14 protein-coding genes are annotated in these 13520 nt (G+C 55.4%); 2 read left to right on the forward strand and 12 right to left on the reverse strand.

The genetic code is table 11. The features are described from left to right. Window positions 1-30: 30 nt before the first annotated feature. Both MWU61_RS09845 and MWU61_RS09850 read left to right on the forward strand, forming a co-directional pair. Window positions 31-1536 (forward strand): DEAD/DEAH box helicase, encoded by a 1506-nt coding sequence (locus MWU61_RS09845; protein WP_247128194.1) that lies wholly within the window; start codon window positions 31-33, stop codon window positions 1534-1536. A gap of 52 nt (window positions 1537-1588) precedes the next feature. Further along, a complete protein-coding gene (locus MWU61_RS09850; protein WP_247128195.1) occupies window positions 1589-1816 on the forward strand; it encodes a DUF2798 domain-containing protein in 228 nt (75 codons plus the stop codon). Between the two features lie 98 nt (window positions 1817-1914). Here the strand turns inward: MWU61_RS09850 and MWU61_RS09855 are convergent, their stop codons facing one another. The 12 genes from MWU61_RS09855 to MWU61_RS09910 form a co-directional block, all read right to left on the reverse strand. Further along, complete coding sequence (locus MWU61_RS09855; RefSeq protein WP_247128196.1) at window positions 1915-3588, reverse strand: ribonuclease J; 1674 nt, start codon at window positions 3586-3588, stop codon at window positions 1915-1917. Next, window positions 3585-4358 (reverse strand): type III pantothenate kinase, encoded by a 774-nt coding sequence (locus tag MWU61_RS09860; RefSeq protein ID WP_247128197.1) that lies wholly within the window; start codon window positions 4356-4358, stop codon window positions 3585-3587. The genes MWU61_RS09855 and MWU61_RS09860 overlap by 4 nt, the downstream gene beginning before the upstream one ends. Before the next feature lie 11 nt (window positions 4359-4369). Beyond that, complete coding sequence (locus tag MWU61_RS09865; protein WP_247128198.1) at window positions 4370-5140, reverse strand: biotin--[acetyl-CoA-carboxylase] ligase; 771 nt, start codon at window positions 5138-5140, stop codon at window positions 4370-4372. Next, window positions 5130-6569: an NADH-quinone oxidoreductase subunit NuoN gene (gene nuoN / locus MWU61_RS09870; RefSeq protein ID WP_247128199.1), complete on the reverse strand. Its 1440-nt coding sequence runs from the start codon at window positions 6567-6569 to the stop codon at window positions 5130-5132. The genes MWU61_RS09865 and nuoN overlap by 11 nt, the downstream gene beginning before the upstream one ends. Before the next feature lie 11 nt (window positions 6570-6580). Continuing rightward, a complete protein-coding gene (locus tag MWU61_RS09875) occupies window positions 6581-8128 on the reverse strand; it encodes an NADH-quinone oxidoreductase subunit M (protein WP_247128200.1) in 1548 nt (515 codons plus the stop codon). Further along, complete coding sequence (gene nuoL / locus MWU61_RS09880; RefSeq protein WP_247128201.1) at window positions 8128-10335, reverse strand: NADH-quinone oxidoreductase subunit L; 2208 nt, start codon at window positions 10333-10335, stop codon at window positions 8128-8130. Before nuoL ends, MWU61_RS09875 begins: the two co-directional genes overlap by 1 nt. Before the next feature lie 4 nt (window positions 10336-10339). Then, window positions 10340-10645: an NADH-quinone oxidoreductase subunit NuoK gene (nuoK, locus tag MWU61_RS09885; protein WP_247128202.1), complete on the reverse strand. Its 306-nt coding sequence runs from the start codon at window positions 10643-10645 to the stop codon at window positions 10340-10342. 449 nt (window positions 10646-11094) lie between these two features. Then, window positions 11095-11421 (reverse strand): hypothetical protein, encoded by a 327-nt coding sequence (locus MWU61_RS09890; protein WP_247128203.1) that lies wholly within the window; start codon window positions 11419-11421, stop codon window positions 11095-11097. A gap of 281 nt (window positions 11422-11702) precedes the next feature. Beyond that, window positions 11703-12308 carry an NADH-quinone oxidoreductase subunit J gene (locus MWU61_RS09895; RefSeq protein ID WP_247128204.1) on the reverse strand — a complete coding sequence of 202 codons (606 nt, stop codon included), beginning with the start codon at window positions 12306-12308 and terminating at the stop codon, window positions 11703-11705. After that, window positions 12305-12700, reverse strand: a complete 396-nt coding sequence (locus MWU61_RS09900; RefSeq protein ID WP_247128205.1) for a carboxymuconolactone decarboxylase family protein — start codon at window positions 12698-12700, stop codon at window positions 12305-12307. Before MWU61_RS09900 ends, MWU61_RS09895 begins: the two co-directional genes overlap by 4 nt. Further along, window positions 12697-13083 carry a carboxymuconolactone decarboxylase family protein gene (locus MWU61_RS09905; RefSeq protein ID WP_247128206.1) on the reverse strand — a complete coding sequence of 129 codons (387 nt, stop codon included), beginning with the start codon at window positions 13081-13083 and terminating at the stop codon, window positions 12697-12699. The genes MWU61_RS09900 and MWU61_RS09905 overlap by 4 nt, the downstream gene beginning before the upstream one ends. Beyond that, complete coding sequence (locus tag MWU61_RS09910) at window positions 13080-13505, reverse strand: DUF4259 domain-containing protein (RefSeq protein ID WP_247128207.1); 426 nt, start codon at window positions 13503-13505, stop codon at window positions 13080-13082. The genes MWU61_RS09905 and MWU61_RS09910 overlap by 4 nt, the downstream gene beginning before the upstream one ends. Between the last annotated feature and the right edge of the window lie 15 nt (window positions 13506-13520).

Below are 13520 nucleotides of genomic sequence, written 5' to 3' on the forward strand. Positions count from 1 at the left end.
ACTACAGCCGCAACATTTCGAAAGGCGCCTATGACAAAATTCTCTGACCTGAACCTGAGCGATAAGGTTCTCAAAGCCGTTGCAGAGACGGGCTATGATACCCCTACCCCTATTCAAGCAGGCGCGATTGTGCCCGCATTGGAAGGCCGCGACGTTTTGGGCATCGCCCAGACAGGGACAGGCAAAACTGCCGCATTTACACTGCCAATGATCACCCTTTTGGGCCGTGGTCGGGCACGGGCGCGGATGCCGCGTTCGCTTGTTCTGGCCCCCACACGGGAATTGGCCGCACAGGTTGCGGAGAACTTTGACGCATATGCCAAGTACACAAAGCTGTCCAAAGCCCTGCTTATCGGCGGGACGTCTTTTAAAGACCAAGACAAGCTGATCGACAAAGGCGTCGACGTGCTGATCGCGACACCTGGTCGTTTGCTTGACCATTTAGAGCGCGGCAAACTGATTCTGACCGACGTAAAGGTCATGGTAATTGATGAAGCCGACCGGATGCTCGACATGGGCTTCATTCCGGACATCGAAGAAATCTTCAAGCGGACGCCGTTCACCCGTCAGACCTTGTTCTTCTCGGCCACGATGGCCCCTGAGATTGAGCGGATCACCAACACGTTCCTGTCGAACCCGGCCAAAGTCGAAGTCGCCCGTGCGGCCACGACAAACACCAACATCAAGCAAGGTGTTGTGATGTTCAAAGGGTCCGACAAGCGCAAGGAACCTTCCGAGAAGCGTGCTTTGCTGCGCAAGTTAATCGATATGGAAGGCGATGCCTGTACCAACGCGATCATCTTCTGTAACCGCAAGTCTGACGTCGATATCGTTTCTAAGTCACTGAATAAATACGGCTATAACGCCGCCCCTATTCACGGCGATCTGGACCAAAGCCACCGGACGCGGACGCTGGAACAGTTCCGCGACAATGAACTGAAGATCCTTGTCGCTTCTGATGTGGCCGCCCGTGGTCTCGACATCCCAGCTGTGACGCATGTGTTTAATTTTGATGTGCCGTCACACGCCGAAGACTACGTTCACCGGATCGGCAGGACGGGTCGTGCAGGCCGTAAAGGCACCGCGATCATGATCTGCGTCGGGCGTGACGATAAAAACTTTGCCGACGTCGAGGCGCTCGTCAAAGAAGAAATCCCGCGCATTGAAAACCCGATGGCAAAAGCCGCTGCCGACGCCCCTTCCGAGGATGCGCCGAAAGCTGAAAAGCCAAAACGGACACGGACACGTGGCCGTAAATCGGACGACAAACCTGCGGCTACGGATGCAGCTGCTGAAGCGCCGGACCAAAAACCGCAGGCAGCCAAAGACGAAAAGCCGCGCGAAGCCAAACCACGTCAAGACAAACAACGTGATGAAAAGCCGCGGCATGACGACAAACCACGCGACACGAACAATCGCGGACGTGGTGGTCGGGGTGGTCAGAACAACCGTCACAACGACAACAAAGTTGTCGGGCTTGGTGACGACACCCCAGCGTTCATCGCCCTTAGCTTTGCGGATCGCGCAAAAGCCTAAAGTCATCAGGCGGGCACTGCGCCCGCCTTTTTTGTCTCAATAGAGCAGCATCATGTTTCCACCTCGCGCCACACCGATCTTGTTTGGTCTGATCCTCAGCGGCATGATGACCTTCTTCGTCACATTGATCGCGACGTGGCGGGCCATCGGGGTCGCCGAAGGATTTGTGGGGCTCTGGATGGGATCATGGATCGCCAGCTGGATTGTGGCGTTCCCGCTGGTTCTGGTACTTGGCCCTGTCACACGCAAAATCGTGGCAAAGCTGGTCCGCCCTTCATAAGAAAAGGGCGCCCCGGTCATGTGACACGGAACGCCCTATTTCTTTTGGTCAAAAATACCTCCGCCGGAGGCATCCGCACTTTCAGCGCAGCGCGGTCCTCAGCTTAGGCGCGACACGATCACCATAACTTCTGGTTTCTTGCCGATCTCGCCTTGCGCAGTGCGCCGTGCGATGGATTTCAACTCTTTTTCGAGCTTCACATCATCACGCAATGTTTTGGCGTTCGCACGGTTGATGAACTGCGACAGGTCTTGTTCGATCACATCGACCAAAGCTGCACCTGACCCACCAACTTCTGACAGACCATTCAGTTCGACCCAAGGATCGCCGAGCGGTTCGTCGTTTTCGTCAATGATCAGCGTGATAACTACGTGGCCATTCAACGCCATCCGGATCCGGTCGCGTACGATGCCGTCGAACTGGCCGATCTTGGCCGCCCCATCAAGGTAAGTCCGCCCCGTTTCGATGTATTCAGCCACCGTCGGCGCATTGCCGGACAAGTCCAGCATCATCCCGTTCACCGCGACAATGCCCGTGCGCCCATGTTTGTTCGCCAGTTTGACGTGTTCGCGCAGGTGACGGTGTTCGCCGTGCATCGGGATCACCATCTGCGGCTTCACGATGTCATGTAGCGCCAAGATGTCAGGCTTATTCGCGTGACCGGAGACGTGGTATTTGCCGCCCGCGTCGTCGATCACGTCCACGCCCAGTTCGGACAGTTGGTTCATGATGCGGATCACGCCGCGTTCATTGCCGGGGATCGTTTTGGACGAGAACAGGAATGTGTCGCCTTCTTTCAGCTTGATCCCCATATAGTTGCCGTTGGCCAGCTGTGCTGATGCGGCGCGGCGTTCGCCCTGCGATCCTGTAACCAGTAGCATGACGTTTTCACGTGGCATTTGCAGTGCATCTTCGGGGCTAACCACGGGTGGGAAACCGGTCAGGATGCCCACTTCGGTTGCGGCTTCCACCATGCGGCGCATCGCACGGCCCAGTAGAACGACGGACCGATCAGCTTCTACCGCTGCCAGAGCGAGCGTTTTCAAACGTGCAATGTTGGACGCGAATGTCGTCGCTACAACCATGCCGGATGCTTCTTTCATCATCTCGGCAATCGCTGGTCCAATGGTCATTTCAGACCGGCCCGGTGCGTCGGAAAAAACGTTCGTGGAATCGCAGACCAGCGCTTTGACGCCGTCTTTGGACACGTCGGCCCAGAGGTCTGGATCAAACGGATCGCCGACACCCGGTGTCAGGTCGATTTTGAAATCGCCCGAATGCAGGATGCGCCCGTCGGGGCTGTCGATGAGCAGGCCTGCGCTTTCGGGGATCGAGTGCGAAATCGGCAGGTAGGAAACCGATAGTGGGCCACATTGTATGACTTCAGGGTAGACGCCAACGACGTTCACAGCCCCTTCGGGTTGCCCGTTCTCGACCATTTTGCGCTTCGCGATATTGGCCGTGAAGGGCCGCGCGTAGACTGGTGCGCCCAACTGGTCCCAATAGTGCCCGATGGCCCCTACATGGTCTTCGTGTGCGTGGGTGATGAAGATGCCGTCGATCTGTGCGCGGCGTTCTTTCAGCCAAGCGATATCCGGCAGGATCAGGTCCACACCTGGTGTGCCGTCCATGTCTGGGAACGTAACCCCCAGATCAACAACGATCAGCCGTTCTTTGCCTGGTTTGCCGTAGCCGTAGACATATGCGTTCATGCCGATCTCACCGGCCCCACCGAGGGGCAGATAGATCAAGCGGTCAGAGCCTTTGCTCATGTTATTTCCTTATTAAAGCGATGAATCACGATTAGTCCGTGCATCGTCAAATCTTCTTCGAAGGCGTCGAATAGCGCCTCAGCTTGCTGGAACAACGGGGCCAGACCGCCGGTCGCAATGACCCGCATCGGCACGCCGCGTTCGGCCTTGATCCGTGCGCATATCTCACGCACCAGACCGATGTAACCCCAAAAGACGCCGGACTGCATACAGGCCACCGTGTTGGTACCCACAACAGATTGCGGCTTGGAGATATCGACATGAGGTAGGGCTGCGGCGGCGTTGTGCAATGCCTCGAGCGACAGGTTCACACCCGGGGCAATCACCCCGCCCACATATGCACCATCTGACGCCACAACGTCGAAAGTTGTGGCGGTTCCGAAATCGACGACGATCAGGTCGCCACCGAATTTGTCGAACGCCCCCGCAGTGTTGACCAAACGGTCCGGACCGACGGTTGTGCCTTCATCGACGCGCGCCTCTTGCGGCAATGCGCAATCGGATTTGCCCACCACCATGGGGCGGCAATTGAAATAGCGGTCCGATAGAACACGCAGGTTAAACACGACGCGTGGTACTGTTGAGCTGACGATCACTTCGTCGATTTCAACGTCGATCTTTTGAAAGTTCATCAAGGTAGACAGCCAGACGTAATATTGGTCCGCCGTCCGCTGCCATTCGGTCGACGTCCGCCAAGTCGCGATAAAGCTGTCCCCGTCCCAGATCGAGAAGACCGTATTCGTGTTACCGCAGTCGATGGCCAAAAGCATGGGTCGTCTCCCTAGAAAAAGATATCTGCCGCCGCGATTTTGCGCCGTTCTTTTGATGTCTTCAGGATGAGGTAGCCGTTTTCGTCCAAGGTCTCAAACGTGCCGGTGATTTCTTCGTTGGGCAGCCGTGCTGTGATGACTTCGCCCAGTTTTGTTGCCCGCGCGAGCCATGCTTCGCGGATCGGTCCGAACCCCAATTGGATCAGCTGGGTTTCGTAGCGAGCGTAGATCGGTGCAATGATATTAAGAAAATCTTCTGCCCCGACCGCGATCCCGAATTCGCCAACAACGCTGACGGGCCGCAGTGCGCGTGCTTCAACCTTCGAGACATGCGGTGCGCCTGCTAGGTTCACCCCAATACCCACCGCAATCCCAACGATGGCGTTCTTTTGGCTGATGCTTTCGAGCAGGATGCCCGCGACTTTGCCACCGTTCAGTAGCACGTCGTTCGGCCATTTCAGCGCAAAACTATCAGGGCGGCCTGTCACGACGACAAGCGCGTCATAGAGCGCCAACGCCGCCACAAAGGACCGTAGTGCTGACAATGTTGAAGGTGTGGGATCCTGAACCGCAAGCGTTCCGGCAAAGTTACCAGCGGGCATATCCCATGCCCGACCCCGCCTGCCCCGCGCACCTGTTTGGTGATGCGCAAGGAACCATGTTTTTTGGGTCAGCGCTGGAAATTGCCTTTGGGCTTCATCCAACGTGCTATCGACTTCGTTTAAGACGATCCGGCCGTAGGTTTGCGGCCAATCTGGTGTTGTCGTGACCTTAGTTGACAAGCGTTGCTGCCGCAGCCGCTGCGGATGGTTCAATTCCGAACAGATTGAACACACCAAAGATCATCGCAGCAGCAGACGCCATTAAGAAAGTCCACAGGACCGGAGACATTTTGCTGTCGAGCGCGGTTTCATTCTCTTCACCGAAGTACATGAAGTACACGATGCGGATGTAGTAGAACGCACCAATCACGGACGCCACAACACCAGCCACGGCCAACCAGCCAAGGCCCGCGTCATAGGCAGCGCGCAGCACGTAGAACTTACCAAAGAAACCAACCATTGGTGGCACACCCGCGAGCGAGAACATGAGGATCAGCATTGCCAAAGCGCGCAAAGGCTGGCCCTTGGAATACATTTTCAAGCTGTTGATATCCGTCACAACTTGGCCGTCACGTTCCATCGACAGGATGAACGCGAATGTGCCGATGTTCATGGTGACATAGATCGCCATGTAGATCAGCATCGCTTGCACGCCGAATGCCGTACCAGCCGCCAAGCCCATCAGCGCAAAGCCCATGTGCGCGATGGATGAATAGGCCATCAGGCGTTTGATGTTGGTTTGGCCGATGGCCGCGATTGCGCCAAGGAACATGGACACAACGGACAAGAACGCCACAATCTGCTGCCAGTCACCGACGATACCGCCGAATGCGTCATGAACAACACGTGCGAACAATGCCATTGCGGCGACCTTTGGGGCCGTTGCGAAGAACGCGGTCACAGGTGTTGGTGAGCCTTCGTAGACGTCTGGTGTCCACATGTGGAATGGTGCGGCAGATACTTTGAACGCGAAACCCGCGATCAGGAACACGATGCCAAACAGCAGGCCCAAAGATGGATCGTCTGCGGTGGCTTCGATGATGCCAGAGAACAATGTCGTACCCGCGTAGCCGTATGTCAGGGATGCGCCGTAGAGCAGCAAACCGGACGACAGCGCGCCGAGGACGAAATATTTCAGACCAGCTTCTGTCGATTTCACACTATCGCGGCGCAAGGATGCGACCACGTAAAGCGCCAAGGACTGCAGTTCGAGCCCCATGTATAGCGCCATCAGATCGCCTGCGGACACCATGACCATCATGCCGACTACTGCCAAAGCGACCAGAAGCGGATATTCGAATTTCAGCAGGTCACGCTGCTGCATGTAGCCTTCGGACATCAGCAGGATCGCGGCTGCGGACAGCAGGATCACAACCTTGGAGAACCGCGCGAAGCCGTCGTCGATGAACATGCCACCAAACGCTTCTTGCGTCCCTGCCCCGTTGATCATCAACCAAACGGACAGCAGCACGAAAACGCCCGACGTCGTCCACGTCAACAAAGAGGCCATGCCGTCTTTGCTGGTGTAGACCGCGATCAGAAGGGCCGCCATCGCGTAAAGCGCCAGCAGAACTTCGGGGAGGACAATGGAAAGGTCAGCGGAAATCATAATGTCTGTCCTTAATGTGCCGCAGCAGCGGTTTGGTCAGCAGCGCTGAACGCCGCCGTTGCAGTGTCGTATTGATCAACAAGTGCCGCAACACTTGGACCGATGATGTCGAGAACCAGCGCCGGATAGACACCCAGAAGCAGGGTCATCACGATCAGCGGTGCCATGATCCACTTTTCACGGGCGGTCATGTCGGTGATTGTCTTCAGGCTTTCCTTGATCAGGTCGCCCATAACAACGCGGCGGTACAGCCACAGCGCATAGGCCGCAGACAAGATTACACCGGTTGTCGCGAACACTGCGATCCATGTGTTCACTTGGAAGATGCCCATCAGAACGAGGAATTCACCGATGAAGCCCGATGTGCCCGGCAGGCCAACGTTGGCCATTGTGAAGAACATGAAGATCAGTGCATAGGCCGGCATCCGGTTCACCAGACCGCCGTAAGCGTCGATTTCGCGCGTGTGCATCCGGTCGTAGATCACACCAACCGCGAGGAAGAGCGCACCCGAGATAAAGCCGTGGCTGATCATCTGGAAGATCGCGCCGTCGATACCCTGCTGGTTCACCGCGAAGATACCCATCGTCACGTAACCCATGTGGGCGACGGATGAATAAGCGATCAGTTTCTTCATGTCTTCTTGGACCAAAGCCACAAGCGACGTGTAGATGATCGCGATTGCTGACAGCCACAGAACAAGTGGGCCCATGACCTCTGACCCGATTGGGAACATCGGCAGCGAGAAACGCAAGAAACCGTAGCCACCCATTTTCAACAGGATCGCCGCAAGAACCACAGACCCAGCCGTTGGGGCCTGAACGTGTGCGTCTGGCAACCATGTGTGGACTGGCCACATTGGCATTTTCACAGCGAAGGATGCGAAGAACGCGAGCCACATCAGGGTTTGCATGCCACCGACGACGTGGATGCCGAGAACAGAGAACCCTTCGGACCCGAATGTGTGTGTCATCAGCGTCGGGATGTCTGTTGTGCCCGCATCGGTGAACATTGCCACCATTGCGACCAGCATCAAAACAGAGCCGAGGAAGGTGTAGAGGAAGAACTTAAAGGATGCGTAGATCCGGTTCGCCCCGCCCCAGATACCGATGATCAGGAACATCGGTATCAGGCCTGCTTCGAAGAAGAGGTAGAACAACACGAGGTCCAGCGCCATGAACACACCAAGCATCAGTGTTTCAAGGAACAGGAATGCGATCATGTATTCTTTGATACGGTGTTCGACGTTCCAGCAGGACGCGATCACCAGTGGCATCAGGAATGTGGTGAGCATGACGAACAGAACCGAAATCCCGTCGACGCCCATTTTGTATTGCAGACCAAGCAGCCAGTCACGTTCTTCCACCATCTGGAAGTCTGTGTTGGATGGATCGAACTGACCGATGATGAACAAGGATACGATGAAGGTTGCGATCGTCGTCGCCAAAGCCACCCATTTTGCGTTCTTTTGCGCAGCCGCGTCGTTGCCGCGTAGGAAAAGCGCAAGGATCGCCGCCCCGACAAGCGGGATGAATGTTGTGAGTGAAAGAAGGTTGCCCATTAGCCAGCCCCCCCAAACAAAGTCACATATGTGAGAAGCACAGTAATCCCCAGAACCATCGCGAATGCGTAAGTGAACATGTAGCCGGACTGCGCTTTATTCACGAGCCGTGTGAAGAACGGGACGATACCCATGGCCAAGCCGTTGATCCCGCCGTCGATTGTGTTGGTATCACCCTGCTTCCACAGGAAGCGGCCAATGGCGGTTGCCGGACGCACGAACACCACGTCGTAGAGTTCGTCGAAGTACCATTTGTTCAGCAGGAAGTTATACAGCGGCGCCTGTTGCTCTGCCAGTTTGGCAGGCAGGTCCGGACGACGGATGTACATTTGGAACGCCAGCGCGAAACCGGCAAGCATTGCAAAGAACGGTGACAGCTTTACCCAAACCGGAACGCTGTGCGCTTCGTGTAGGACGTGGTTGTCAGGGTGCTTAAAGATCGCGCCCTGCCCCGGTGTTGCTGGCCATGCCGTTCCGTGATCGTCACCATGGGCATCGTGTGCACCAGCCGCATCTTCACCGTGCTCTGCAGCTGCAGTGCCGTCGGCCATGTGCTCTGCATGGGTCTCATCAGTGTGATCAGCGTGATCGTCGGTTTCTTCGCCAGCTGCATAAGCAGGTGCAACAAGGGTGAAACCAAGGGCTGCGTGATCTTCTTCGTACTTCGTTTCAAGCACGCCAAAGAACTGGCCTACGTATTTGTCAGACTTGAAAAAGTCCTTGTAGAAATACATGCCCGAGAAGATCGCGCCGATGGCCAAGACCGCCAGAGGGATCAACATCACGTTCGGGCTCTCATGCGCGTGTTCATGCGTATGCTTGTCACCGCGCGGTGTGCCGTAGAACGTCAGGAACATCAGGCGCCAGCTGTAGAAGCTGGTCATCAACGCAGCCACAACCAACATCCAGAACGCATAGCCGTTACCAGCAGCATAAGCGGATTCGATGATCGCATCTTTGGACACAAAGCCCGCGAAGCCGACAGGGAAACCAATGTAAAGCAATGGGATACCGACACCGGTGATCGCCAATGTCCCGATCATCATCGCCCAGAACGTTTTCGGCAGTTTGTGACGCAGGCCACCGTAGTTCCGCATGTCTTGTTCGTGGTGCATCCCGTGGATCACGGAACCCGCACCCAAGAACAACATCGCTTTAAAGAACGCATGTGTCAGCAGGTGGAACATTGCGACGGAATAGACACCAACGCCAGCCGCTACGAACATGTAGCCCAGCTGGGAACATGTGGAATAGGCGATGACGCGCTTGATGTCGTTCTGGACCAGACCAACAGTGGCCGCGAAGAATGCAGTCGACGCACCAAGGAAGACGATGAAGTTCTTCGCTTCAGGTGCAAATTCGTAAAGTGGAGACATCCGGCAAACGAGGAAGACACCAGCCGTCACCATGGTCGCGGCGTGGATCAATGCGGACACAGGTGTCGGGCCTTCCATCGCGTCTGGCAACCATGTGTGCAGGAACAACTGCGCCGATTTACCCATCGCACCGATGAACAACAGGATCGCCAGCAGGTTCGCTGCGTTCCACTCCAACCCGATGAAACCAAGTGTGGTTTCAGCCAATTGGGGTGTTTGGGCGAAGATGTCGTCGAAGCGGATCGAGTCGGTCATCATATAGAGACCGAAAATACCAAGCGCGAAACCGAAGTCACCGACGCGGTTGACCACAAAGGCCTTCATCGCGGCGATGTTTGCGGATGGTTTTTTGTAGTAGAAGCCGATCAACAGGTAAGACGCGACGCCGACCCCTTCCCAGCCAAAGAACATTTGGACAAGGTTGTCAGAGGTCACGAGCATCAACATAGCGAAAGTAAAGAACGACAGATACGCGAAGAAACGCGCCTTGTAGTTTTCGCCTTCGCCGAAGTTTTCGTCGTGGGCCATGTAGCCAAAGGAATACAGGTGCACCAAGGCGGACACTGTGTTGATCACGATCAACATGATCGCAGTCAAACGGTCCATCCGGATCGCCCAGTCTGTGCTGAGTGTGCCGGATTCGATCCACCGCAGGATCTGGATATGCTCTGTCACGCCATCGAATGTGAAGAAAACGATCCAAGACAGGAACGCGGCCAGCATCAACAGACCTGTCGTCAGATACTGCGCTGCCTTTTCACCGATGATCTTCCAGCCGAAGCCCGCAATCAAGGCACCCACAAGCGGGGCGAAGAGGATGATGGTTTCCATATTATTAACCCTTCATCACGTTGACGTCTTCGACGTCGATAGTGCCGCGGTTGCGGAAGAAACAGACAAGAATGGCGAGACCAATCGCAGCTTCGGCAGCGGCGACCGTCAAAACGAACAGGGTGAAGACCTGACCGGTGAGATCACCAAGGTAGCTGGAAAAGGCGACAAGATTAATGTTCACCGCGAGCAGCATCAATTCGATGCTCATCAACAAAATGATGACGTTCTTACGGTTCAGGAAAAGTCCGAAAATCCCGATCACAAACAGGGCCGCAGCCACCGCGAGATAATGTTCAAGTCCGATCATGCTTTGCATCCCCTTCGGGGTGGCGATCCCCGGTTCGGCACCCGTGCGCGGGCGCGGTATTTTCCAAGACGTCATAGTCAGTTTGGGGGGGTAGGTTCAAGCCCTAGGACCGCGCAAACTGCCATTCAAGGGCCTCTATCGCGGCATTAATTCTCGATGGCGTCAAAAAAAGGGAATATCGCGCCGTAAGTTACTGAAAGGTTTATTTCTGAACCGCGTCGGAATGGATAGGTATCGCTGCAAAACAGCAGCTTTTGTGGGGATTTTCTATCGGGCTTTGCCAAGGGATCCGCCGCGCCTATTTGACCGGTCGAGCAGACGTAGAAAACAAAAAAGGGGCCCGAGGACCCCTTTCTCCTAACCTTAAAGATCGACGTTTGGACAAACCCACGTTGGGGCGCGGCACGACATCTATCGATGCCATCGCAGTCAAACGTTGGTCGCAGCGCTTAGTTTGCGCAGGCGTATGCAGCGATTTTATCTTCGGCGGAGCCGCGGATAATTTCGACCATTTCAGGATCTGAAACAGGGTTTTCGTTCAACGAATCAAGTGTCGGACCTGATGCAACAAGACCGATCCGGTATGGGTCGCAGCTGACCTGATGCTCTGTGTAAGTGTTTGCCCCGTCGGCGTTACGGCGCGTGACGGCGCCCGCTTCACTGGATACTTCCAGCACAGTGTATGTCACACCTGTTTCGCCTTCGACTGTCAGGTCTTGCGCGCCTGCAGCCGTCGCACAGACTGCAATTGTGGCAGCAATAAGTACATTTTTCATCGTTATCGTCCTTGTTCAGGTTCTAGGTCTTACATTTCTTGTCGGCTTGGGAACGTCGACACAAACCCACACCATTCTACTTTACCGTTTAGTATCAACCGTATAGCGCAAACTACGCTTATGATTTAACCAAGCCAGTTGCGCAGAATAGACCCGAAATAATTGTCATAATTAAGGAAAAGCGGGCGTTGATGAAAAATCTGACCCCAAAACGCAAACGGGGCAGCAGCAGCTGCCCCGTCGTATAGTCGAAAGTGTAGTGGCCGAAGACCAGAGGGCGATTAAAGCCCCTGCCCCGGTTTCACATCTTTCAGTTCCATCGCTTTTGCCGGATCGCGGTACATCTGTTCCAGAACATTCTGGCGCTTGATGTCCACACGGTGACGCAGTGTCAGAACAATCGCCCCGATCATCGCAACCAGCAGGATCAAACCAGCCAGTTGGAACAGCATGAAGTATTTGTCGTAGATCAGCAGACCAAGCGCTGCGGTGTTTTCAACGTCGGAGACTGGTGCAGCTGCACGAAGTTCCGCCCCGTCAGAGAAGCCCCAAACGCCAAGTGCGATCATCAGCTGCATGACCAAGACCAAACCGATCAGCAACGCGAGCGGCATGTATTTGGTCATTTCCGCCTTCAATTCAGCAAAATCAACGTCCAGCATCATGACGACGAACAAGAACAACACCGCGACCGCGCCGACGTAGACGATGATCAGCAGCATCGCCACAAATTCGGCGCCCAGCATGACGAAAAGACCCGCCGATGACAGGAAGGCGAGGATCAACCACAGGACCGAATGAACCGGATTGCGGCTAACCACGGTCAACAGCCCACCGACAAGCGCGGAGATGGCAAAGAGATAGAAAGTAAACGCGAAAACTGTCATGCGTCCTGATCCTTGTCTAAAACGTCAGTGGCCAATTCCATGGCCTTTGTCATTGCAGGCACACCACCGAACATGGCGGCTGTGGCAATCGTTTCTGCGATTTCCTGCTTTGTGGCCCCTGCTTCGACAGCGTGGCGCACGGTCAATTTTATCTGCGGTTCTGCGGTTGCCCCAGCGATGGTCAGCCCATGCAAGGTCAGCAGCAGTTTCGTTTTTGCATCCAGCCCGTCAGGCGAGATACCTTTGCCCATGAATGCTTCCATCATGTCTTTTGGCATGGTCGGAAACATATCCTCGAAACCCTTTGGGATAAAGGATTCAAGATCAGGGTTCATGGATTTGGCCATTTCTTGGCCCATCTTCATCATGGCTTCGAACGGGTTATCGGTCATGCCGCATCCTCCGTCTCAAAGACTTCGATGGCCGCGTTCATCGCGTTGATCATTGCCGGAAAGCCGCCGTAAAGCGTCATCTGGTAGATGATTTCGCAGACTTCTTCGCGGGTGGCCCCGACAGCGCGGGCGCTGCGGATGTTGACCTGCAATTGCGGTTTTGTCTGTCCACCAAGCGCGGTCAACGCTGCAATGGTGGCCAACAAACGTGTCTTTTCGTCGACGCCGTCGCGTGCGTAGAACGTGCCATAAGCCACATTCACAACCATCTTGGACAGACCAGGCACAAGCGCATCATAACGCGCCGCAAGTGCGTCTTCCATGCCGGGGTTTACGGCCTCAGAAAGAGCTTTGCCTGCTGCATAGGTGTCTGTTTGGGTCATACGATATCCCCCAAACGCGTCAGCAAATCGGCTGTGTTGCTTTGGAAGGCTTCGGCATCTTCGGGGGATGCATCTTCCCACAGTTCGGCGAGTTCGGATGTTTCCGACGCCAGTACCTTTGGGATCGCAGCCACAGCGTAATCAATCAGGTCGAGGTTTTTGGCGACATCTGCACGATGGACCAGCAGTTCGGATACCACATCTTCGTCCACCGTCGTTGATGGATTGTCGTGGCATGCCGCGACGACTTCGCCAGCGACGATAGCCGCCTGCCCTGCGTCGATTTCGATGTATGTGCCGTCCGCAAGATTTGCGATGTCGCGCAGAACAGTTTCCACAACAGCAGCCGTCCCTTCGCGGTAATCCGCGAGGAAGTCCAACGCCCCATCGTTGTCAAAGCTACCTGTGCCCCAAGCGCCCATCTTATGAAACCGGCC

Origin of the sequence: Loktanella sp. F6476L (genome assembly GCF_023015725.1) — a bacterium.
GTDB lineage: Bacteria > Pseudomonadota > Alphaproteobacteria > Rhodobacterales > Rhodobacteraceae > Yoonia.